Consider the following 22,652-nt stretch of genomic DNA (forward strand, 5'->3'; position numbering starts at 1 on the left):
GGTGCTTTGATATCGGCGCCGGCTGTGTCGCTGCCGCCGGTGCCCGCGTTGCCCGCCAGGTCGGTGTAGCTGCCCTCGTTCACGGTGACGCTGGCAGTGCCTTCGAAGCCCGGGGTCGGCGTGAAGGTGCCGGTCCAGGTCTTGCCGCCATCCGTGGTCTTGAGGTCGGTAACCGTGCCGCCCACCACGGTCAGGTCGCCCACTTCGAAGCCCTTGACCTGCTCGCTGAAGGTGAAGGTCACGTCACTGGTCTCACCCGCGATGATCTGCGGATCGACAATGTTGACCACCACGCTTGGGGCCTGGGTGTCGACGCTGTAACCCTCGGTATCGGCCGCCGTGGTGCTGTTGCCCGCCGCGTCGGTGGTGGTGACCTTGGCGTCGATCACCTTGTCCCCATCGGCCACCAGGTCGCTACCCGGCACATTGATGCTGAACGTCTTGTCGGCCAAGACCAGACCGGTGAAGGCCTTGCCATTGACGGTCAGGGTGACGGTGTCGCCCTCTTTCACGTCGCCACCCACGCGACCGGTCACGGCGATGTCCTGCTTGGACTCGGCCGCGTTGATCACGTCGTCAGGGGTGATGTTGCCATCCAGGGTGATGCTGGCATCCGGTGGCATGGTGTCGAGCAAGGTGGTGTCGTCGGTGGCGCTGGCCGGGTTGCCCGCCGCGTCGGTAACGCTGGCCACCACGGTCAGGTTGCCATCCGCCAGCCCGCTCAGATCGGCGCTGGTCTGGTAGTTGCCGTCGGCATCGGTGACGGCAGTGACTGTCACGCTCTTACCAGTGGCATCGCTGATCACCAGGGTCACGGTGCGGTTCGGGCCGACATCGGAGGTGCCGCTGATGGGCGTGTTGGCCACATTGGCCGCGTTCACGTCATCCAGGCTCACCGTGATGTTCGCCGTGGTGTCCACGCTACCATCGTCGCTCGACGTGCCTCTGTTGCCAGCAGGATCAGTCACGCTGGCAGTCACGTCATAGCCCCCATCCGGCAACGGCGTCACGACATCCGCACTGTAACTGCCATCCGGTTGTACCGTGGCGGTCAGGGTCTGCTGATTGCCGTTGGCATCGGTCACCGTCAGGGTCACCGTGCTGCCGGGGGCGGCGTCCGTGGTCCCCGTGATGGTCGGGGTGTTGTCATTGGTATTGTCCGGTGCATTCACCGTCACGATCGGAGCCTTAGTGTCCACGCTGCCATCATCGGTCGCGGTGCCGGTGTTGCCGGCCGGATCGGTCACGGAGGCCGTCACCTGATAGCCCCCTTCAGCCAGCGGTGTGGTGACATCCACGCTGAAGCTGCCATCCGGTTGTACCGTAGCGGTCAGGGTCTGCTGATTGCCATTGGCATCGGTCACCACCAGAGTCACCGTGCTGCCAGCGGGGGCATCCGTGGTACCGGTCAGGGTCGGCGTCCGATCGTTGGTGTTGTCGGGGGCAGAGACGGTGATGACGGGAGCGGTGAGGTCGACCAGCTCATCTTCGCTGCTTTGCGCATCCACCAGCGGCGCCGCGCCAGCCGGGTTCGCGCTGTCAAAGCCTGCGCTGGAGATGGTTGCATCACCGGTACGATCGATGGTGACGAAACCGCCGTTGCCGCTGGCACCAGCCACGCCCCCCGCATTGCCTGCGGCCGGGGCTCCACCCGCCGCCGACGCTTCGAATGCCTTGGTGGGGTCGGTTCCGTCCAGAATCGCTTGCTGCAAGGCGGCGATGTCATCGGGCGTACCCGCGTTCGCCAGCACGGCGTCACCCTGTTCGGGGCGCTCGCCGGAACCCAGGGTGAACGTGGTCTCCCCTCCCTGGAAGCTGGCCCCTTCGGGCGCAAGCAATACCGCATCCTTGGGCAGTACATCGCCTTCTGCAACGAGTCTCTGGCTCCCGTCGGCGGCGACCAGATACATTTTGCCTTGCAAGTGGGTAACGACGACATCCTGATCCAATACGATGCGCTGATTGCTCATGGTTTCTCCTGAAATATCGAAGGGCATATTGCTCCAGCCTCCAATGTGCCCGTTTATCAGGCCATAAACCAGTGAGAAAAATCGAATGAACAGACCGAAATGAAGCCGGGTTTCGGGGTGAAAACGAAGGAACGCCGAAGATGAATAAAATTAATTAAATCAATAGCATCAATTGTGACAAAACGAAGACGGGAGCCTCATCGGCTCCCGTCCGTGAGGTGTCAGACACCGGCCCAGAGCAGGATGGCCAGCAGCTGGGGCGAAATGATCCGCAGGAACATCACTAGGGGGTAGACGGTCGCGTAAGAGAGTGCGCTGGCACCACTGGTGGGGTGCATGCCGTTGGCAAATGCCAGAGCGGGAGGATCCGTCATCGAGCCGGCCAGCAGACCGCACAGCGTGAGGTAGTTGAGCTTGCCATAATGGCGTGCCAGCACACCCACCAGCAGCAGCGGGATGAGGGTGATTGCCACACCGTACATCATCCATGCGGGACCGTCGCCGTTGATCAGGGTGTCGATGAAGCCGGCCCCGGACTTGAACCCCACCACCGCCAGGAAGAGCACTATGCCTATTTCCCGCAGCGCCAGGTTGGCGCTCGGCGGCATGAACCAGTAGAGCTTGCCGATGCTGCCGATACGAGACAGGATGAGCGCCACCACCAGCGGTCCCCCTGCCAGCCCCAGCTTGAGCGCCGCCGGGAATCCCGGCAGGTAGAAGGGAATGGATCCGAGCAATACCCCCAACCCGATGCCGATGAAGACGGGCAGCATCTGCACCTGCTGGAGTTTCTGCTGCACGTTGCCCACCACGCTGGTGACCGCCTCGATGGCATCGAGCCGCCCCACCAGGTTCAGGATGTCACCGAACTGCAGACTGGTCTGACTGGTCGGCACCAGCTCGATGCCGGCCCGATTCAGGCGCGAGATGACCACATCGTATTTCTGCTTGATGTCGAGATCGCGGATCCGTTTGCCGAGCACCTGCTCATTGGTGACCACCACCCGCTCAACCCGCAGATCGGTCCCGCGGGTGGAGAGGGAGGTGTCTACCTCCTCTCCAAGCACCAGCAGCACCTTGTGCAGGGCATGGCGCTCCCCCACCAGGTGCAGCAGGTCGCCAAGTTCGATGCGCGAGTCGGGCTTTGGCACCATCAGTTCGTCGCCACGCTTGAGTCGGGAGCAGATGACGTCCGCCTCGTCCAGACTCGGGATCTCGCGGAGCATCAGGCCATGCATATTGGGATTGCGCACGGCAATGTTGATGGTTTGCAGACTCTCCTTGGTTTTGCCAGCCTGCTGCTCGAAAGCAACCGCCTCCTCCTCGATCTTGATGTGGAAGAACATCCTGATGAGCCACATGGTGAGCAGGATGCCGCAGATCCCGAACGGGTAGGCCACCGCATAGCCCATCCCCATCAGGCCGGTGGATCCAGGATCCGCCCCGAGCTCCGCCAGGATCTGCTGGCCAGCCCCCAGGGACGGGGTATTGGTCACGGCCCCGGAAAAGACCCCGAGGATCACCGGCAGCGGTACATCGAACAGCTGGTGCAACGCCGCCGCCACCAGGCAGCCGAGCAGAACCAGCAGGGCCGCGAAGCCATTGAGCTTGAGGCCCGAACTGCGCAAGGAGGAGAAAAAGCCGGGACCAACCTGGATGCCTATGGTGTAGACGAACAGGATCAGGCCGAATTCCTGAATAAAATGAAGTGTTTGCTCATCCAGCTTCAACCCGGACAAGCCGGCGAAGTGGCCCACTATGATGCCGCCGAACAGCACCCCGCCGATACCCAAACCCACGCCATAGACCCGCCAGTTTCCCAGCCAGAGCCCCAGCACTGCCACCAGCGACAGCATGCTGATGGAAAGCGCGATCTCACTCATCGTTTGTATCCTTTCCAAACTGAACTGGCACTAGCTTGTCAGCAAACGAAGGGGGCAACTGTGGGGTGCCGCACGAATTCAGGCTTTCATGAGTACAAAAATACCAATTAAGGGTTAGCCATCAGATGTAGCCATAAATGGCCATGAAGTGGCACAGACTGCCACCCAGCACAAACAGGTGCCAGATGGCGTGGTTGTAGGGAATGCGCTTAGCCACATAGAAGATCACTCCCAGGCTGTAGATGAGACCACCCAGCCCCAGCAGCAGGAGCCCGGTACCATCCAGATGCAGATAGAGCTGGTAGATGACCACCAGCGACAGCCAGCCCAGCATCAGATAGGTAAATAGCGACACCTTCTTGAAGCGATTGATGAAGATCAGCTTGAACACGACCCCCGCCAGGGCCAGCCCCCAGATCACCACCATCAGTCCTTGCGCCAGCGGCGTATCGAGCGCCACCAGCAGGAAGGGGGTATAAGTGCCGGCGATCAGCAGGTAGATGGCGCAGTGATCGAACAGCTTGCTCCAGCGTCTGGCCGTCACCGAGCTCACGCTGTGGTAGAGCGTCGAGGCGAGATAGAGCAATACCAGGCTGGCACCGTAAACGCCGTAGCTCAGCAGTACCCTGGGCCCCTGATCCCACCCCTTGTGCAGCAGCAAGACCAGTCCCAGTCCGCCCAGCAGCAGCCCCAGCCCATGGCTGAGGCGATTCGCCCACTCTTCCCGTGGGGAGTACCCCGTCACATCCATCATTACCTCCAACCCATTACCGGCCCACTCTAGCGGCCGACGTTTCAGGCTACAAGTGTTAGCTGAAAATAAAGGGCGAGGAGAGGGAGGGCCAGAGATGGCTGTGCCCCCCGCCCCTTTGGTGTATGCTCTGCCGCCGACGCCGCCCATGCGGATGGCCGCGTCTGCCCGACAATCTGGTCTGGAGAACCCGATGAAGCTCACTGAACTGTTTACACAACCGGATCCTGATTTCGGCAAGGCCATGACGGCCCTGCTGGAGCATTTCCATCATTCCGACGACAGTCAGGCCCCCTATCAGCGGGGCAGCTTCACCCACCAGCTCGATCAGTCGTGCATGCCCACCATCGGCATCTCTCCCCGGGACTATCTGGCACGGCTCGCCACCCTGGTACCCGGGGCATCGCACCTCACCTCTCCCCGCTACATGGGACACATGACGGCGCCGCTGCCAGCCTTCACCGCCGAGCTCTCCCGGCTCTTGGTGATGCTCAACCAGAACCCGATGAAGATGGAGTCCTCCCGTTTGCTGAGCTTTCTGGAGCGGGAAGTGCTGGCCAAGCTGCACCGTCTGGTCTACCGCCAGGACGACGCCTTCTATGCAGCCCAGATGCATGCCAAGGATGCAGCCCTCGGCGTCATGACCAGTGGCGGTACCATCGCCAACGTCACCGCCCTCTGGCTGGCCCGCAACCGGGCCTGTGGCGACAACCTGTTCGCCCTCGCCGAGCAGGGCTATCGCGGCGCCGTCATTCTGGGCTCGCGGCTGATGCACTACTCCTTCGACAAGGGGATGGATCTGCTGGGACTCGGGGCTCGCAGCGTCTGGCGTCTCGACACAGACGAGCACAATCGGCTCAGTCTGGCGGCACTGGAACAGGCCCTTCAACAATGCAGGGAGCAGAAGCTCAAGGTGCTGGCGCTGGTCGGCGTGGCTGGCAGCACGGATTTTGGCTCCGTCGACCCGCTGCCGGAACTGGCCGCCATCGCCCGGCGCGAACAAATCCACTTCCACGTGGACGCGGCCTGGGGTGGCCCGACCCTCTTCTCGCCCCGCTATCAGGGATTGCTTACGGGGATAGAGCACGCCGATACCGTCACCCTTGACGGTCACAAGCAGTTGCTGGTCCCGCTCGGTACCGGCATGCTGCTCTGCCACCAACCGGACCTGATGATGACGGTGAAGCGCGAGGCTCCCTACGCCATCCGCGCCACCTCCTTCGATCAGGGGCGTTTCACTCTGGAGGGGACCCGTCCCGCCAACGCGCTCTATCTGGATGCCGCCTTCCAGATGCTGGGACAGCAGGGTTATGCCCAACTCATCGACGCCAACTACGACAGGGCGCGGCGAATGGCCGCGCTCATCGACGCCAGTCCCGCCTTCGAGCTGATGTCGGCACCTGTCATGAACCTGCTCTCCTACCGGTGCATTCCGCCCCACCTGCAAGGTCAGGTGCCCGATGTGGCGGCCAACGAACAGATCAATCTCTTCAACGTCGCCCTGCAAAAAGCCCAGCGCGCCGAAGGGCACAGCTTCGTCTCACGCACCCAGCGTGCAGTCTCCCGCTATGGCGAGCAACCACTCACGCTGCTGCGCGCCGTCCTGCTCAACCCCCTCATCGAGGAAGCAGACATACGCGCATTGCTGGACGATCAGGTGCGCCTTGGCAACCAGATTGCCAGCCAGCTGTTCGAGTAACCCGCCGCCCCGGGAAGGAACTGCCTGCAGAATGGACGGTCTTATTCATTTGCCGTTGTCTGACGGGCAGGTACACTGAGTGAAATTTTGAGGTTAGAGCCCAGCATGAAGCAGTTTATCGAGTTCATCCCCCTGATCGTCTTCTTCGCGGTCTACAAGTTTTACGACATCTACACCGCCACTGGCGCCCTGGTGGTCGTCACCGGCCTGCAACTCCTGTACAGCTGGCTTCGCTATCGCCGGGTCGAGAAGATGCAGTTGTTCACCTTCGTGCTGGTCGGTTTCTTCGGCGGCCTCACCGTCTTCTTCCACGACGATGCCTTTATCAAGTGGAAGGTGACCGTCATCAATGTGCTCTTTGCCCTCGCCCTGCTCATCGGCCGCTATGGCTTTGGCAAGAACCTCATCAAGCAGATGCTGGGCAAGGAGCTCCAAGCCCCCGACCGGGTCTGGGACAACGTCAATCTCGGCTGGGTCGGCTTCTTCACCCTGTGCGGCCTGCTCAACCTCTACGTGGCCTTCAACCTCTCTCAGGAGATGTGGGTCAACTTCAAGGTGTTCGGCCTGCTGGGCATGACCCTGGTCTTCACCCTGCTCAGCGGCGTCTATCTCTATCGCCACATGCCGGCCGAGCAGAACGCAGAACAGAAAAAATAACCGCAACCAGAAAGGGATTATTCCATGTGGTATCTGATCTACTCCGAAGATGTCGCGGGCAGCCTGCCCCAGCGCAAGCTGGCACGCCCTGCCCACCTGGCCCGCCTGCAAGCCTTGCAGGATGAGGGCCGACTGCTGACGGCCGGCCCGAACCCGGCCATCGATGCCGAGGATCCGGCCGATGCGGGCTTCACCGGCAGCACCGTCATCGCCGACTTTGCCAGCCAGGCCGACGCCCAGGCCTGGGCCGATGCGGACCCCTATGTTGCGGCAGGGGTCTACGCCAAGGTGACCATCAAACCGTTCAAGAAAGTCTTCTGAGCCCATCGAGGCTGACAAGAAAAAGGCCGGACACTGTCCGGCCTTTTCGCATCCGATGGTGACTCATGCCCTGGCCACAAACCAGGGATTGAGGATATCAGGCTTGTTGTAGCAAAGCGGCGAACCATCGAGCCGGGTGACGCTGCCCCCCGCCCCTTCCAGTACCGCCTGAGCAGCCCCCGTATCCCACTCGCAGGTCGGTGCGAGCCGCGGGTAAAGCTCGGCCTCCCCCTCGGCAATGATGCAAAACTTGAGAGAGCTGCCCATGGAAACCAGCTCGATCTCGCCCCGCTCCAGTTCGCCAAAACGGGCCAGATACTCGAGGGTCTCCTGCGACAGGTGATTGCGACTGCCCACCACGCGCCACACTTGCCCAGCGTCATGAGGACGGGTCTGGATGGTCTCGTGCCTGCCATCGGCCACACGCCAGGCGCCAATCCCCTTGCCCCCATACCAGAGCTTGTCCAGTACCGGGGCATAGACCAGCCCCCAGCGCGGGGTCCCCTGTTCAATCAGGGCAATATTCACCGTGAACTCGCCGTTGCGGGAGACAAACTCCTTGGTGCCATCCAAAGGATCCACCAGCCAGTAGCGGGACCAGCCGAGTCGCGCAGCCATCACCTCGGGGGAGGATTCTTCCGACAACACCGGGATATCGGGAGTGAGACGCGCCAGCGCCTGAACGATCACCTCGTGGGCCCCCTTGTCCGCCGCCGTCAGCGGGCTCTCGTCCTGCTTGTACTCCACCGCAAAGGGCTGGCTGTAGATTGACATGATGGCCTCACCGGCGGCGCGGGCGATGGGCTCCAGTTCGGAAATGGCGGGTAGATACATGGAAAAGAGTTCTCGCTCAAAGGGTTGGTCAGTGTAACCGAGTGAGTATCTTCGGCTTATAGCCGTTTGTACTGACTTATACAGTGTCAAAACTGACAGACAAAAAGTGGCGCAACACAGCTAATGATAAATATGCCACTAAGGCAGATTCATAAGGATGTGAAACATGAACAAGAAGACCCTGATCGCCGCACTGCTGTTGGGCTGCCTCCCCCTGTTGAGCCAACCTCTGCTGGCCGCCGACAAGGCGGCGACCAAGCCTGTGGCCACCACCCAAGTCAAGGAGAGCGGCAAGATCAATCTCAATACCGCCAGTGCCGGCGAGCTCACCGCCCTGAAGGGCATTGGCGAGAAGAAGGCACAGGCCATCATCGACCACAGGGAGAAGCAGGGCAAGTTCACCTCCGTCGATCAACTGGCGGACGTCAGTGGCATCGGACCTGCCACGCTGGAAGCAAACCGGGACATGATTATCGTCAAGTAACCGGTTTGAATCCCTGTCATCCCAAGGGCAGCCTGTGGCTGCCCTATTTTTCTTCGGGTATCATGAGCCCACTTTGTATCTTCGGACTCACTCCATGAAAAAGACACCGCTCGTTGTTCGCAAGGCCGTTCTCCCCGTTGCCGGTCTGGGTACCCGCATGCTGCCCGCCACCAAGGCCATCCCCAAGGAGATGCTGCCCGTGGTCGACAAGCCGCTGATCCAGTATGTGGTGCGCGAAGCCATCGCCGCCGGCATCAAGGAGATCATCCTGGTGACCCATTCAAGCAAGAACTCCATCGAGAACCACTTCGACAAAAGCTTCGAGCTGGAGGCGACCCTGGAGAAGCGGGTCAAGCGCCAACTGCTGGAAGAGGTTCAGCACATCTGTCCCAAAGACGTCACCATCATGCACGTGCGTCAAGGGGAAGCAAAAGGCCTGGGCCATGCAGTACTGTGTGCCCGCCCCCTCATCGGGGATCAACCCTTCGCCGTGCTGCTGCCGGATGTGCTCATCGACGAGGTGGCCAGCGATCTGAAGCAGGACAACCTGGCGGAGATGGTGCATCTGTTCGAAGAGGAGCAGATCAGCCAGATCATGGTGGAAGCCGTCCCCGAGAGCGAAGTGGACAAATACGGCATCGCCGACATCAAGGGGGAGGCCCTGAGCGAAGGCATGTCCCTGCCGATGCAGGCCATCGTCGAGAAGCCGCCCCGGGATGAAGCCCCGTCCAACCTGGCCGTGGTCGGTCGCTATGTGCTCTCGGCCAATATCTGGCCCTTGCTGGAAAAAACCCCGGCCGGCGCCGGCGACGAGATCCAGCTGACCGATGCCATCGCCATGCTGATGGAAAAGGAGCAGGTCAATGCCTACTTCATGAAGGGACGCAGCCACGATTGCGGCAGCAAGCTCGGTTACATGAAGGCCAATGTGGAATACGCCGTGCGCCATCGGGAACTCAGCAAAGAATTCACCAGCTGGCTGAAGCAGTTTGCCAAAGAGCTGTAATCTCTGAATATTTACAAGATAAGCAGAATAAAAAACTGGGCATCATTCGATGCCCTTTTTCATTTTATAAACAAATATTCAACCATTGATAGATAAAATATCGCTAAATCATAATATTGTAATTTAAAGTCGCTTGTTCTATAAGGATTAAGGCTTGTTCCTAGCCCTTGCATAAAATTTCTAAAAAAATATAAGACACAGGTGGAAGTTCCAATGAATAACCCGTCCAAAGGGACCTTTTTAGGTCACCCTAAAGGGCTTTTTTTGCTCTTTAGTACCGAACTGTGGGAGAGATTCTCCTATTACGGCATGCGTGCCGTGCTCGTCCTCTATCTGACCGACCTGACCGCCAACGGTGGCATGGGCTGGACCCAGGCCGACGCCCTCAAGCTGTACGGCATCTATACCGGTCTGGTCTACATCACCCCCATCATCGGCGGCTGGCTCGCTGATACCTTCCTGGGCCAGCGCCGTGCCATCCTGTTCGGTGCCGTGCTGATGGCCGCCGGCCAGTTTACCCTGGCACTGCCTCACGCCATGTTCCCTGACATGGTCAACACCGTCTTCTATGCCGGCCTTGGCTTGCTGATCGTGGGCAACGGCCTGTTCAAACCGAACATCTCCACCATGGTGGGTGACCTGTATAAAGAAGGGGATCACCGTCGTGACGGCGCCTTCACCATCTTCTACATGGGCATCAACCTGGGCTCCCTCCTGGCCGGCGTGATCTGCGGCGCCGCCGCCACCGCCTATGGCTGGCAAGCCGCCTTCGTCAGCGCCGGTATCGGCATGCTGCTCTCCCTGGTCGTGCAGGCCACCATGGCCCAGCGTTTCCTTGGCGACATCGGCCGTGTGCCCGCCGCCCAGCGTGCCGCCCTGCAGCGCTCTAAGGAGCAAAAAGCGCCCCTGACCAAACAGGAAGTGGATCGCATCAAGGTGATCCTGGTACTGGGCCTGTTCACCATCATCTTCTGGGCCGGCTTCGAGCAGGCCGGTGGTCTGATGAACCTGTATGCCCAGGAGTATACCGACCGCATGATCGGCAGCTTCGAAGTGCCGACCGCCTGGTTCCAGTCCCTGAACCCCTTCTTCATCATCACCCTGGCCCCTGTCGTGGCCGCCATCTGGATCAAGCTCGGCAAGAAAGAGCCGAACTCCCCGGTGAAATTCGCCATGGGCCTGCTGTTCCTGGCCATCGGCTTCCTGTTCATGATCGGTGCCGTGCTGGAGCAAGGTGGTGATCAGGCTGTCAAGACCTCCATGTTCTGGTTGGTCGGTGCCTACCTGTTCCATACCCTGGGTGAGCTCTGCCTCTCCCCCATCGGTCTCTCCATGGTGACCAAGCTGGCTCCGCTGCGCCTGGCCTCCCTGATGATGGGTGCCTGGTTCGGTTTCGTGGCCCTGGCCAACTATGCCGCCGGCTTCATCGGATCCTTCGTCGGCGAATCCGGTGCCATGGCCATCTTCGGTGGCATCGCACTGGCCGCCGTGATCAGCGCCCTCATCCTGCTGACCATGGCCAACCGCCTGGTCTACTGGATGCACGGTGCCGAAGGCCCGGCCAAAGAGCCCGAAGAACAAGAGCAGAAACTGCAGTCTGCGACCGTTTGACCGGTCAGGACAGCAGAGACCAAACAGGGCGCCCATGGGCGCCCTGTTTGCATGTGTTCACTTCACGGCGTCAGTGGTGACGAACCTGCATCGTCAGGGCGCTGCCGCTGTCACTGCGAAACTGCAGATCAAAGGGCTCGTGCCAGCTTCGCCTGTGCAACGTGTAGCGACTGCTGCGCATCAAGCCGAGCGGCAACCCCCCTGCACGCATCAACCAGTGAGGTGAGGTGAGCCCGGCATTTGCAAAAAGCAACCCATCCTCCTGATCGAACAGCAGGGCCGCCATGGCAAAGGAGTGACGCAGGCCCGACTCCAGCAGTTGCAGATTGAGGTAATCCAGCAATCGGTGTGGCTGGGTCAACAGCAGGCTCTCCTGTTGCTGGTATTGGCGATAGGGGCCGTTCATCAGGGATCGCACCAAGGCACCACAGAAGGCCGCATCCACACCGAGGATGGGCAATTCCATCACCAGTACCAGCAGCTTGTCGTCCAGTTTGAAGGTATCCGGGATGAAGAGATTGCCCATGCCGGCAAAGGTGACCTGCCAGGGCCCCCACTCCTGCATGCCAGGGGGCGCCAACCAGGCGAGCAGCCGGCTGCTCGCCAGATCGTGGCCACGGAAGAAGTCGATGTGCTCCATCAGTTCCAGCTGCTGGCTCTGATGCCCGAGGTTTGTCAGGCATTGCTCGATGCTGCGGCGGATCTGCTCATAGTCATTCACCGGTTTGATGAAGAAGTCCCTGGCCCCCGCCCGCAGCGCACGCTCGATCGCAGCCATCTGATCCTGACCGGAGATGACGATGACGGGCACCTGTGGATAGCGGGCGGTGAGGCAGGCAATCACCTCATGGCCATCCATGTTCGGCATGTTCAGATCACACAACACCACATCGGGGTGATAGAGCGCTGCGGCAGAGAGCCCCTCAATCCCGTCTTCTGCCTGAAAGACGCAGGCCCCGTCGTGCTCGAGATAAGATACCAGTGAGTGGCGAAAAACCGCTTCGTCTTCTACCACCAAGATCCGTAGTCCGGCTTTTGACATCTTGACAAAGCTCTTATTAGTCAAATGGTTATTTGAGCATTAAGACTAGATCATGGGCGCTGGATACCGCCACACAATATTGTCGAGCAGCGAGCCGGGCTGGCCTTGGTATCTGCCAAGCGTTTGAAATGGTCCGACTATTTTGATCGCCCCCTTGCGCAGAGATGGTCGGCAACCGTCGCCCGGCAGCCGTTATCTCGCAGGTCGGCACCATGAATTGTATGAGGCACCGCCATGAGGGATAATGCCCTCCACTCCAGATCGTGAAGCAGACCATGACGCCAGCCGAATACAGCGCCCTCGCCCATCCCAGACTCTCCCATCCGGCCCGCAGCCTCTATACCCTGCAACTGCGCCGCTTGGTGCTGGAAAATCGGCTGGCCCGACTCAACTATCCCGAGCTTGGCCGGGCACTTGCTGTCGTCGATCCGGGCAATCCCGGTGGTTTCAGCTATCAGGTCAACGCTCGCCAGCTGACCGAACTGCTCGACGAGCTGATGGAGGCCGAACTGCTTCAGGTCGAGGCCCAGGCTGACAGTGAGCACTACCACCAGTGCCCTTTCCAGTTGCCGTTGCTGAGCCAGCGGGTGCGCAGCCCTCTGCCGGCACGCCCGTTCCAGATGCACCTGCAGTGGCGTCCGGACGAAGAACTGCCTGCTCTCGCACGCCTGTGCGGGGTGATCGATGCCAGCTACAGCGAAGAGGATCTCGGGGAGTTCATCGCCTATTGGCTCGGCCGCCCCGAGGTGTTCGACTCCCAGCACCAGTGGATGTTGAAATTTATTCGGGCCCTCAAGAGTCGGCGCTACGCCCGCCGTCCGGCGACCGTGGTCACCGGGTACCAGCAGGTCGCGCCAGCCCCGGTAGAGGCTGGCCCGAGCCGCCGGGCGCAAGAGATGATCGATGAGGCCAAACGGCTGGCACAAGCTCAGGAGCCGGAGAATGATTGATACCAGGCGGCCACGAAGTGCACGCCCATCCAGCCACAGCCCTAGCAGAAGGAGAATTCCATGACAGATCCGCACGACCCGATGCGCCAGGCACTGGAAGAGATCGAGGCCAAACGCCAGAAAATCGCCAAGGCCAGACAGGAGCAACGGGCTCATGATCCCGAGCTCAAGCGTCACGTCAGCAGCCTGCAGGAACGTATTCTCCGACTGCGGGCCGCAACCGGCGGCAGCCAGTACGACTACGAGACCCTGCGCAAGGAGTACGACGCCAAGGCCAATGCCGAAGTGCGCGAGTTGCAGAAGGCGGCCCGCCAGGAGCGGATCCAGAAGCTGATCGCCCAGGCCGACCTCAATCCGGACTGGATCTTCGACAAGATGGATTCCGGTGACCCGGCCCTGCAATACCCCATCGAGACAGCCCGCTACTTCATCAGCGGTTTCGAGCACTGGGAGAAGAGCGGCGGGGGCTGCATGCTGATCTACGGCGATTACGGCACCGGCAAATCCACCCTGGCGGGCGCCGTGGCCCACGAGTTGATCGCGCGCCACCAGAAGTCGGTGATCTTCCAGCAGTGGGCCTCCATCGTGGACAGGCTCTTCTTCAACGTCATCCAGGATCAGGAGGAGCGCAACCAGTACCGCCGCGCCCTGGAAGAGGTGGACCTGCTGATCATCGACGAGGTGGCAGCCAACCGCGCCAAGATGGCGGAGAGTCAGTCCAGCTTCCTCGGTCACCTGCTGCGCCGTCGTCGCAACCTGTCCAAAAGCGTCATCATCATCACCAACCACAGCCCCCAGAGCCTGCATCAGGCCATCGGTGATTTCAGCTATGAGGCGATCAAGGCGTTCAATCCGGTGGACATCCACCTGAGCGGACCCAGCCGCCGTCCCAGCATCGGCCATTACAACGGTTGATCCCGTCGGGCCGGCGTCCCTGATGTCCGGCCCTTCATATCCCCTGCACCTCACAAATAAAAACCACTCTCATTTACAGAGAGCCATCCAGGCTCTAGGCTTGCTCTTTTGTTCGAGAGGGCCTGTCATGCCAACCACACTCATCTTCGGTGCCAGTCGCGGACTGGGCCGCGCCTTCACCGACCACGCACTGCAACTGGGCCACAGGGTCGTTGCCCTGGTGCGCCATGCCGACATGGCCAGCGAGCTGCATACCCTGGGAGTCGAGGTCGTCATCGGAGATGCCCTGGACCCCCTGGCCGTGGCCCAGGCTTGCCGCTTGGCGGGCAGGGATGCCCGGGTAGTCTCCACCCTCGGCAGCTTTCGCCAGAGTGCACCGGTGGATTATCAGGGCAACCGTCATGTGATCGACGAGATGGAGCGCGCCGGGCTCAGCCGCCTGCTGCTGGTCACCTCCCTCGGTTGTGGCGACAGCTGGCAATACCTGCCCGAGCGGGCTCGCGCCGCCTTCGGACACGAGGTACGCCTCAAGAGCCTGGCGGAAAGCTGGCTGCAGACCAGCACCCTTGAGTGGACCATTTTACGCCCCGCAGGGTTGCAGGATGGGGAGCCCACGGGTCAGGCCATCCTGAGCCAGGGGCAAGAGAGGCATGGCCTGGTCAGGCGCCAGGATGTGGCGATACGGGGTTTGCAACTGCTCACCGACCAGGAGGCGTGCGGCCAGATCTATGCCATCGGCGATCCGGGTCTGAGTCAGCCATGATCCCTGTGAATGGCAACACGGTCAGCCCAGTGGCTGACCGTGTTGTTGCAAGGGGCCTAGTCGGTGGAAGACGCTGTCGCCCCATCATCCGGCCGCGTTGCAGGGCACGGTTGACGCCAGCGGAGCAACCAGCACGCCAGAGCGCCATACAGCAGCGCCAGTCCCCACAACTGCCACCAGTAGCGGGAGACCTGGGCAAAGTCGGCCCCCATCTGATTGAGGCGCAGGAATCCCTCGATGGCCGGCGTGCTCGGGGCCCACTGGGCCAGCCAGTTGAGGGGAGCCGGAATGAGCTCAATGGGCCAGATAAAGCCAGCCAGGAAGACCAGCGGCAAAGAGGAGACAAGCACTACCTGGGTCGGCAGATCACGGCGGGTGAACAGGGCGCCGAGCACGATCCCGAGCCAGGTGGTGGCCAGCAGGAACGGCAGAGTAAAGAGCCAGAGTTCGCCGGGTACAGCGGTGCGGGCAATACCGTAGTGATCGAAGCAGAAGCCGAAGAAGTAGGCCACCGGAAGGACGAAAAGAGCCCCCACCACCAGGGTGCGGGCCAGCAACAAGGCCGGCACGGGGGCATGTTGCCAGTAGCCTGACTCGCCACGGCGGCTGCGCTGGTTCTGGGTCGCCCCCAGGATGCCGGTCCCCATCAGCAACACCTGATGTAGGATCAGCACGAATACCGCAGGCACCACGTAGTTCACATAGCCCATGGTGGGGTTGAATACCGGCAGCACATTGAGGGCCACCGCGTTCCAGCCCATGGCGGCCTGGGGCAGCGCCTCGCCCTGGCTCAACAGCCTGGCCACCTTCACCTGGGCGGCGAGCGTGCCCCCCGCCTGGGCCAGCCCTTCGGCAATGGTGCCATAGACCAGGAAGTAGGAGGCATCTCCGGCATAACCCAGGGTCACGCTCCTGCCCAGCATCAGATCCCGATAGAAGTGGCGGGGAATGTGCAAAATGCCGCTCGCCTTGCCGGTCAGCATCATCTGGCGAGCCTCGTCGAGCGAACCGACACGGGCCACCAGTTTCACCTGCGCCGTGGCATCGGCCATGAACTCCAGCTGGCGGGAAAGCTGGCTGCCATCCTCGTTGACCACCACCACGGGCTCTTCCCTGGGCAATTGGTGCAGGTAGGGCTGGGGGTAGAGGAAGGAGTAGAAGAAGACGCCGCCAAACAGGGTCAGCATGATGGCGCGATCCGCCAAGAGGGTGCGCAGCTCAAGGCGCACCAGATCCCAGAATCCCATCATGGCCTGGACTCCTCATGGGGCAGAGCCGTGCCCGACGGCGTCCGGTAGCGGTGTACCACCAGCAACAGGGGCAGCAGAAACAGCAGCAGAGCCCCGAGCTGGGGCAGGGCCGCCGTCAACGGTTGACCATAATTGGTTTGCCCGATCTGCAGCTCCACATAGTGGGAGATGGGCAGCAGGCTGCGCCAGAACTGGGCCACATCCCCCATGGCGGTGACCGGAAAGGTGACCCCCATGAAGGCGAATCCCGGCGCCGTGTAGGCGCCGGCCAGAGAGAGCGCCCGCGCCGGATCCCGGATGATGGCGTAAAAGAAGGCACCCATGGTGACGCAAGCGGCCGACGCCAGTCCCAGCCCCGCCGTCAGCACCAGCCAACTGCCTTGCATGGGGTACCCAAGCCCCTTGAACAGCAGCAGACTCCACGCCAGACCCCCCCCCCAGCCGATGAGCACGTGGGGCAGCAGGGTACGCCAGAGGCCGAACCAGACCCCTCTGGTGGTCCAGTCCAACCCGAGGCGATCGGTGCGGGCCAGGGCGTTCAGCCCATAGAGCACCACCAGGATCTGCCACACCGCAGGCAGCAGGGCGCTCAGCAGAAACTGGGCGTAGCTGGAATTGATGTTGTAGAGCGCGGTAACCTGGCTCGCAATGGGTACGGATTGTCCCAGGGCACCGGGCAGCGTCTTGCCGTCGGCCATGGCCGAGAGCACGCCCACCTGGCCATTGAGCGTCCCGACCACCTGGGCCAGTGCGGAGTTGACCAGCTTGGCAATCAGGATGAACTGGCCATTGTTGAACACGGTCACCCTGGGTTGGGTCCCCTCGCGGGCATCCCGCTCCAGGTGATGGGGGATCACCACCAGGGCATAGATCTCCCCCCCTCGCAGTGCCCTGGCCCCTGCGTCGATGGCGTCAAACTGCTGCGCTATCTTGAGCCCGGCGGAGCCATCGAGAGAGAACGCCAGTTGTCGGGAGAGGGTGCTGCGATCCAGATCCACCAGACCGACCTTGAGATCCCGCGCCAGGCCGGCTGAAAAGATCCAGCACAGGATCCCTATCAGCACCAAAGGGACCCAGCTCGCCAGCGCCCGGCCGAACGGGTCCTGCCAGAGCAACCGCCATTCGCGTCCCATCAGAGCTCGACCAGCACGCTCATGCCGACCCGCAGCCCGTCAACCGGCTGCAAGGGGCGCGCTTCCACCTGGAAGCTTTTCATGTCGAACCCCTGGCGGGTGTCGGTAGCACGCCAGGTGGCGAAATCCCCCATCACGGCCACATGAGTCACCTTGAAGCGCACCAGCTGATCCCCCAGGCCGGGAATACGGGCATCAAACTCGGTACCGACCGGGAACCTTGGCAAGAGGTCCTCACGGACATGGAACTGGGCCCAGGCATCCTTCATGTCGAGCAGGGTCACCACGGGGAAGCCCTGGGGAGCCAGCTCGCCGCTACGCAGCAGCACCTGGGCAACTTCCCCCTCGTGGGGGCTGGCGATGCGGGTATCGGCCAGATAGGCTTCCACTTCCGCCACTCCGCCAGCCGCCATCTTGGCCTGCTCGCGGGCCGCGATCTTGGTCTCTTCCCGCGCTCCTTCCAGTGCCATCTGGTATTGCTGCCAGGCCATGCCCTCGCTGTACTTCGCCGCCTGCCAGGCCGTCCAGGCCTCGTCACGCTTTTGCAGCGACATCACGCCATCCCGATGCAGGCTGGCAATGCGCTCGTAGGTTTTGCCATGAAGCAGGGCAGCCGCCTTGGCCTGTTGCCACTGATCCTTGGCGGCCGCGATCTGCTGCACTCGCGCCCCCTTCTCGGCCTCTTCGGCCATGGCACCCGCCGCGGCCTGCCCGGCCTTGGCCTGACTCAGCTTGGCTTCGATCTCCGGGCTCGCCAGAGTGAACGCCAGTTGGCCCCTGGCCAGTTGATCCCCCTTCTTCACCAGCACCTCGTCGATGCGGCCCGCCACCTTGGAAGAGACCGAATACTGCTGCGCATCTATCTGCCCCTGCAGACGCACCGGCTCCGGCTGATAGGCCAGCCAGAAGCGCCAGCCCAGCCAGAGCACAGGCAATACCAGCGCCAGTGGCAGCAGCCAGGGCTTGCCCTGGCTCATCTTCTTCTTGATGGGGGGATGACTCATGAATTCACCTCGGCAAACGGGCGACCCTTGACGGTCGAAACGGACATGAATAACGGAATGGAAGAGAGCGCGATCATGAGTTCACCTCGATCGCCTGACCATGCTGATACTGGTTGAAACTGTTCATCTGACCGGAGAGTGCCAACAAGCGGGCCAGGGAGATCACGTATTGATAGGCGGCGGCGGCGCGCTGGGTCTTGACCCCGGCAAGCTGGGTCTGGGCATCGACCACATCAAGGGAAGTGGAGAGCCCCTGACCGAATGCCTTGTCACGCAACCGCACGTTCTCCTCGGCCAGCGCCTGGGTCGAGGAGAGAGAGTGATACTCCTCCAGTCCCTGGGCAGCCTCGCGCCAGGTCTTCTCGACCAGCAGCTCCAGATCCTGGCGGGTCTTGGCTTGCAGCAGGTTGACCTGGAGTTCGGCGCTCTTGGCTGCCTGGACTGTCTCGGAGCGGCCATCACGACTCACCAGCGGCATGCTGACCCCGACACCAACCAGCCAGTCCGGTGTGGTCTTGGAGACGATGGAATCATCTTCATAGAGGTTGTAGTTGCCAAACAGGAAGAGCTCGGGGGCGTACTTGCCCTTCTCCAGCTTGATCATCCCCTGGGCCTGCTCCTTCTTGGCCGTCAACAGCTTGAGACCGGGATGCACCGACAGGGTCTCCTCCACGAAGGGAGACAAGGCTGGCATCCCTTCGTTGATGAAGAGGGCGGTATTGGGCTCAGCCTGCTTGAGCTTGAGCATGTGGCCGAGCGCCAGCTGGGCGATCTCCAGGCTGCGCCTGGCCTTCTGGGTATCGATGCGTGCCCTGTCATAGGCAGACTGGGCCGACAGGCGCTCCACCTTGGCGATCTGCCCCTGGGCTTCGAGCTTCTTGGCATGATCCAGATGGTGTGCCAGTCCCTGCTCGATCTCCTGCTTGGTCTGCACCACCTGCGCCGCCAGCACCACCCCGAAGTAGGTCTGGGAGAGGCTCTCGAAGGTGGACTGCTGTTTGAGCACCAGCAACTGCTCAGCCTCGCTCACCTGGGCCTGACGAATATCCTGGGCCGCATCGATGCGCCCGCCGGTAAAGAGCGGCCATAGCATCTTGACCGAACTGGTCACCACGTTCTGCTTGGTGAGGGGGGTGACGAAATCGCTCGGGCTGAGGTTGAGTGCCTGCATCACAGGCCCCAGCACCTTGCCGAATTCCGGATGATTGGCAATGGGGTTGAGATCCAGCATGTCCAGCTCCATCGGCTGATCGAGATGGGTATAGCTGGCCCCCACATCCACCTTGGGCAGGTACATGGCCTTGGCCGCCTCCCGCAGTTGCTGGGCCCGCTCCACCCCGGCCTGCTCTGCCGCCAAGCCGTCATCCTGCTGGATGACCCGGCTCCAGGCCTCGGTAAAGCTGACCGTCTGCGCCTGAGCCGACCCCAGCACGATACCCAGCAGGCATGGGCAGAGCGATTTGATGAACTTTGCCGTCATACATCCCCGATCCGTTTGTAATGAAATTGTGTAGAGTCTTTGCTCAATTCAGGCCCGCTATCATAGCCTAAACCGGCTTGAGAGGGAGACTCACAAATCACCATCCCCCTCACTCGCGCCCTCCTGACCATGGTCACAGACAATATGTCCGATTTTCAAGCACTCCTGAATTTGCAAGCCTTGGCGCGACGTTTTTTTCAGAAAAAAATGGCTGACGCTCAAATACTAACCTTTTCTCCTGACTAAAAAATGCGTAATATACGCCGCCCTAAGCCGATGGTAACCGTGGAATGCAGATAGGTCCCCACACGCTTGAAACTCCCCTGATCGTGGCCCCCATGGCCGGTGTAACAGACCGACCATTTCGTGAACTTTGTTTACGTTTGGGAGCCGGTATGGCCGTTTCCGAGATGCTGCTGGCCAACCCGGATGTCTGGGATACCCAGAAAACCCGGATGAGAATGGATCACTCTGCTGAAGGCGGCTTGCGATCGGTCCAGATTGCCGGTGCCGACCCCGAGATGATGGCGTTTGCTGCCCGCTACAACGTGGAGCAGGGCGCTCAGATCGTCGACATCAACATGGGATGTCCGGCAAAAAAAGTGAATAAGAAGCTGGCAGGTTCCGCCCTGCTGCGTCAGCCAGACCTGGTCAGATCCATCTGCCGGGCCGTGGTGGATGCGGTGGAAGTACCTGTCACCTTGAAGATCCGCACAGGATGGGATCCGGATAACCGCAATGGCGAGGAGATCGCCCGAATCGCCGAAGATTGCGGTATCGCGGCCCTTGCCGTGCATGGTCGTACCCGTGCCTGCCTCTACAAGGGCGAAGCGGAGTACGACACTATCAGGGCGATTAAGCAGGCCGTATCGATTCCTGTTGTCGCCAATGGCGACATCGATAGCCCGGAGAAAGCCCGGTATGTCCTCGACTATACCGGTGTCGACGCCGTGATGATCGGCCGTGCTGCGCAAGGACGACCCTGGATTTTCCGGGAAATCCGCCATTTTCTTGAAACGGGCACCAAGCTGCCGCCTCCCGACAGGGAAGAGGTTCGCACCCTGATGAACGAGCATGTCACCAATCTGCACCAGTTTTACGGTGCCTATCTGGGAGCGCGCATTGCCCGTAAACACGTGGGCTGGTATCTGGATGAAGAAGAGGCGGGCCGAGAATTCCGTAAGCACTTCAATGCCCTGGATTGTGCAGACGCACAACTCGAGGCACTCGAAGCGTATTTCGATGGATTAGGTTAACGCATAACTAAAGAGCCGACCGAATATGTTCGAACAAACCCTGACTTCTGATGCATTGGTAACAACTACTCACAATCACGCTGCCGAGCCGACCCAACGCCCCCTGCGTGACTCTGTGCAACAGGCCCTGCGTAACTACCTGGCCCAGTTGAACGGTCAGGAAGTGATTGATCTGTACGATATGGTTCTCTCCGAAGTCGAAGCTCCCATGCTGGACGTGATCATGCAGTACACCCGTGGCAACCAGACTCGCGCCGCCGTGATGATGGGTATCAACCGCGGCACCCTGCGCAAGAAACTCAAGCGTTACGGCATGAACTGATCCCGGTCATTCTGCTGCAGTGCAGACAAAGGCGTATCCCAGCGATGGGATACGCCTTTTTCTATGCCCGGTGTTTACCTGCTCACTCCACCGCCAGCTTGATACCGAGCCCCACGAACAGCCCCCCCATCACACGATTCAGCCAGGTGGCCACCCGGGCGGGTAGTCGCGCCTTGCGGCTTGCAAACGCGGTGGAAAAAGCCAGCAGATGGCACCAGATCATGCCGTTGAGATTGAAGATGCAGCCCAGCACGATAAACGCCATCGCCTTTTGCGGTGAAGCGGGATCGATGAACTGGGGCACAAAAGCGAGAAAGAAGAGCGCCACCTTGGGATTGAGAACATTGGTGAGCAACCCCTGCCGAAAGATACGCCCATAAGAGAGCGCAGGCAGCGCCACAGCCCCATCCACAGACGCTGAAGTGCCACTCCTCTGCCAGAGCATGGACACGCCGAGATAGACCAGATAGAGCGCCCCCATCAGCTTGATGACGGCAAACAGCTCGGCGGAGGCACTCAACAGGGCAGACAGTCCCAGCGCCGCCGCCAACACATGCACCATGGTACCTGTCCCGATACCCAATGCCGCCATGGACCCTGCACGCCATCCCTGGGAACCGCTGCGCAGCATGATGAGCAGGGAGTCAGGCCCAGGCATCATGTTCAGCAGCAGGCCAGAAACGATAAACAACGCCAGATCGTGGATCCCCAACATAGACAGCTCCTTGTATATGAAAGAAACAGTCTATGAATCCTGAAGTACTTGTCACTCCCGTTTCCGGCGATAGTGATTATCAAGGAAGGGAATAGCGTTTGAGCCGGAGATACTTGAAGCTCAACCAGGTGAGAAAGAGAGATTGAGCCGTTTGAAAGGCAGTGATACTGGCTGAATAGCAATGTTTATCGATGTAATAGACTGGATTTTGTGCATTAGCCAGACTTATTATCTAAAAAATAAATTACAGGCAATAAAAAACCCCGCTCGAGTGAGCGGGGTTTCTTGTATTGGGTGCCTGGCAGTGTCCTACTCTCGCATGGCGAATGCCACACTACCATCGGCGCTACAGCGTTTCACTTCTGAGTTCGGCATGGGGTCAGGTGGTTCCACTGCGCTATTGCCGCCAGGCAAAAATCTTAATCCAGAAAGCTGACGTGAATAACGACTTCGCTAGTTGCTTGTCATTATCACTGAATTTGAGTAGTTCGTTCATTCGCTACAAGGCCCAGAACACTTCTTGGGTGTTGTATGGTTAAGCCTCACGGGTAATTAGTATGGGTTAGCTCAACGTATCGCTACGCTTACACACCCCACCTATCAACG

Annotated in this window: 21 protein-coding genes and 2 rRNA genes; 11 read left to right on the forward strand and 12 right to left on the reverse strand. The window is 60.7% G+C overall.

All coding sequences use genetic code 11. From position 1 onward, the window contains the following. The 3 genes from AB5Y53_RS05260 to AB5Y53_RS05270 all read right to left on the reverse strand — a co-directional run. The coding region (locus AB5Y53_RS05260) for a retention module-containing protein (RefSeq protein ID WP_368181288.1) at nucleotides 1–1,970 on the reverse strand (1,970 nt) is incomplete at its 3' end. Nucleotides 1,971–2,191: 221 nt separating this feature from the next. Further along, nucleotides 2,192–3,853, reverse strand: coding sequence for a putative transporter (locus tag AB5Y53_RS05265; RefSeq protein ID WP_010675535.1), 1,662 nt, complete (start codon nucleotides 3,851–3,853; stop codon nucleotides 2,192–2,194). A 121-nt stretch (nucleotides 3,854–3,974) separates the two neighbouring features. Next, on the reverse strand, nucleotides 3,975–4,607 hold the full coding sequence (locus AB5Y53_RS05270) for a hemolysin III family protein (protein ID WP_201891198.1): 633 nt from the start codon (nucleotides 4,605–4,607) through the stop codon (nucleotides 3,975–3,977). 190 nt (nucleotides 4,608–4,797) lie between these two features. Between AB5Y53_RS05270 and AB5Y53_RS05275 the strand changes: the two genes are divergently transcribed. The 3 genes from AB5Y53_RS05275 to AB5Y53_RS05285 all read left to right on the forward strand — a co-directional run bounded on the left by AB5Y53_RS05275 (nucleotide 4,798) and on the right by AB5Y53_RS05285 (nucleotide 7,281). Next, complete coding sequence (locus AB5Y53_RS05275; RefSeq protein ID WP_368181289.1) at nucleotides 4,798–6,303, forward strand: aminotransferase class V-fold PLP-dependent enzyme; 1,506 nt, start codon at nucleotides 4,798–4,800, stop codon at nucleotides 6,301–6,303. Between the two features lie 105 nt (nucleotides 6,304–6,408). Beyond that, nucleotides 6,409–6,960: a septation protein A gene (locus AB5Y53_RS05280; protein ID WP_010675538.1), complete on the forward strand. Its 552-nt coding sequence runs from the start codon at nucleotides 6,409–6,411 to the stop codon at nucleotides 6,958–6,960. A 24-nt stretch (nucleotides 6,961–6,984) separates the two neighbouring features. Then, nucleotides 6,985–7,281, forward strand: coding sequence for a YciI family protein (locus AB5Y53_RS05285; RefSeq protein ID WP_213320877.1), 297 nt, complete (start codon nucleotides 6,985–6,987; stop codon nucleotides 7,279–7,281). A gap of 63 nt (nucleotides 7,282–7,344) precedes the next feature. Here the strand turns inward: AB5Y53_RS05285 and cysQ are convergent, their stop codons facing one another. Next, the gene (gene cysQ / locus AB5Y53_RS05290) at nucleotides 7,345–8,115 is read right to left on the reverse strand and encodes a 3'(2'),5'-bisphosphate nucleotidase CysQ (protein ID WP_104452319.1); all 771 of its coding nucleotides are present in this window, start codon (nucleotides 8,113–8,115) and stop codon (nucleotides 7,345–7,347) included. 166 nt (nucleotides 8,116–8,281) lie between these two features. Between cysQ and AB5Y53_RS05295 the strand changes: the two genes are divergently transcribed. From AB5Y53_RS05295 to AB5Y53_RS05305, 3 genes are all read left to right on the forward strand, one after another. Continuing rightward, on the forward strand, nucleotides 8,282–8,599 hold the full coding sequence (locus tag AB5Y53_RS05295) for a ComEA family DNA-binding protein (protein ID WP_041213860.1): 318 nt from the start codon (nucleotides 8,282–8,284) through the stop codon (nucleotides 8,597–8,599). A gap of 94 nt (nucleotides 8,600–8,693) precedes the next feature. Next, entirely contained in the window at nucleotides 8,694–9,605 is a 912-nt protein-coding gene (galU, locus tag AB5Y53_RS05300) for a UTP--glucose-1-phosphate uridylyltransferase GalU (protein WP_010675542.1), read from the forward strand. 213 nt (nucleotides 9,606–9,818) lie between these two features. Further along, nucleotides 9,819–11,216 carry a peptide MFS transporter gene (locus AB5Y53_RS05305; protein ID WP_323880766.1) on the forward strand — a complete coding sequence of 466 codons (1,398 nt, stop codon included), beginning with the start codon at nucleotides 9,819–9,821 and terminating at the stop codon, nucleotides 11,214–11,216. Between the two features lie 70 nt (nucleotides 11,217–11,286). Here AB5Y53_RS05305 and AB5Y53_RS05310 read toward each other — a convergent pair whose 3' ends face one another. Beyond that, complete coding sequence (locus tag AB5Y53_RS05310) at nucleotides 11,287–12,258, reverse strand: response regulator (RefSeq protein WP_029314797.1); 972 nt, start codon at nucleotides 12,256–12,258, stop codon at nucleotides 11,287–11,289. 275 nt (nucleotides 12,259–12,533) lie between these two features. Here AB5Y53_RS05310 and AB5Y53_RS05315 point away from each other — a divergent pair, with 275 nt between their 5' ends. From AB5Y53_RS05315 to AB5Y53_RS05325, 3 genes are all read left to right on the forward strand, one after another. Beyond that, nucleotides 12,534–13,208, forward strand: a complete 675-nt coding sequence (locus tag AB5Y53_RS05315; RefSeq protein ID WP_039041329.1) for a DnaT-like ssDNA-binding domain-containing protein — start codon at nucleotides 12,534–12,536, stop codon at nucleotides 13,206–13,208. A gap of 60 nt (nucleotides 13,209–13,268) precedes the next feature. Beyond that, nucleotides 13,269–14,123: a DnaA/Hda family protein gene (locus AB5Y53_RS05320; protein ID WP_103243669.1), complete on the forward strand. Its 855-nt coding sequence runs from the start codon at nucleotides 13,269–13,271 to the stop codon at nucleotides 14,121–14,123. A 127-nt stretch (nucleotides 14,124–14,250) separates the two neighbouring features. Further along, complete coding sequence (locus AB5Y53_RS05325) at nucleotides 14,251–14,886, forward strand: SDR family oxidoreductase (protein WP_201927924.1); 636 nt, start codon at nucleotides 14,251–14,253, stop codon at nucleotides 14,884–14,886. Nucleotides 14,887–14,942: 56 nt separating this feature from the next. Here the strand turns inward: AB5Y53_RS05325 and AB5Y53_RS05330 are convergent, their stop codons facing one another. The 4 genes from AB5Y53_RS05330 to AB5Y53_RS05345 form a co-directional block, all read right to left on the reverse strand. Further along, the gene (locus AB5Y53_RS05330; protein WP_368181290.1) at nucleotides 14,943–16,136 is read right to left on the reverse strand and encodes an ABC transporter permease; all 1,194 of its coding nucleotides are present in this window, start codon (nucleotides 16,134–16,136) and stop codon (nucleotides 14,943–14,945) included. Further along, nucleotides 16,133–17,269 carry an ABC transporter permease gene (locus AB5Y53_RS05335; RefSeq protein ID WP_368181291.1) on the reverse strand — a complete coding sequence of 379 codons (1,137 nt, stop codon included), beginning with the start codon at nucleotides 17,267–17,269 and terminating at the stop codon, nucleotides 16,133–16,135. Before AB5Y53_RS05335 ends, AB5Y53_RS05330 begins: the two co-directional genes overlap by 4 nt. Next, on the reverse strand, nucleotides 17,269–18,273 hold the full coding sequence (locus AB5Y53_RS05340; RefSeq protein ID WP_368181292.1) for an HlyD family secretion protein: 1,005 nt from the start codon (nucleotides 18,271–18,273) through the stop codon (nucleotides 17,269–17,271). The genes AB5Y53_RS05335 and AB5Y53_RS05340 overlap by 1 nt, the downstream gene beginning before the upstream one ends. Before the next feature lie 73 nt (nucleotides 18,274–18,346). Beyond that, the gene (locus AB5Y53_RS05345; protein WP_161957753.1) at nucleotides 18,347–19,753 is read right to left on the reverse strand and encodes a TolC family protein; all 1,407 of its coding nucleotides are present in this window, start codon (nucleotides 19,751–19,753) and stop codon (nucleotides 18,347–18,349) included. 290 nt (nucleotides 19,754–20,043) lie between these two features. Between AB5Y53_RS05345 and dusB the strand changes: the two genes are divergently transcribed. Beyond that, nucleotides 20,044–21,009 carry a tRNA dihydrouridine synthase DusB gene (gene dusB / locus AB5Y53_RS05350; RefSeq protein ID WP_010675552.1) on the forward strand — a complete coding sequence of 322 codons (966 nt, stop codon included), beginning with the start codon at nucleotides 20,044–20,046 and terminating at the stop codon, nucleotides 21,007–21,009. 25 nt (nucleotides 21,010–21,034) lie between these two features. Then, nucleotides 21,035–21,331 carry a DNA-binding transcriptional regulator Fis gene (gene fis / locus AB5Y53_RS05355; RefSeq protein WP_005309538.1) on the forward strand — a complete coding sequence of 99 codons (297 nt, stop codon included), beginning with the start codon at nucleotides 21,035–21,037 and terminating at the stop codon, nucleotides 21,329–21,331. Between the two features lie 82 nt (nucleotides 21,332–21,413). Here the strand turns inward: fis and AB5Y53_RS05360 are convergent, their stop codons facing one another. The 3 genes from AB5Y53_RS05360 to AB5Y53_RS05370 form a co-directional block, all read right to left on the reverse strand. Next, on the reverse strand, nucleotides 21,414–22,046 hold the full coding sequence (locus AB5Y53_RS05360; protein ID WP_368181294.1) for a LysE family translocator: 633 nt from the start codon (nucleotides 22,044–22,046) through the stop codon (nucleotides 21,414–21,416). 296 nt (nucleotides 22,047–22,342) lie between these two features. Next, nucleotides 22,343–22,457: ribosomal RNA gene (rrf, locus tag AB5Y53_RS05365) — 5S ribosomal RNA — on the reverse strand. Nucleotides 22,458–22,577: 120 nt separating this feature from the next. Continuing rightward, nucleotides 22,578–22,652: ribosomal RNA gene (locus AB5Y53_RS05370) — 23S ribosomal RNA — on the reverse strand; the annotation flags it as partial.

The sequence above is a fragment of the Aeromonas sp. R7-5 genome, from assembly GCF_040908015.1.
Classification (GTDB): domain Bacteria; phylum Pseudomonadota; class Gammaproteobacteria; order Enterobacterales; family Aeromonadaceae; genus Aeromonas; species Aeromonas caviae.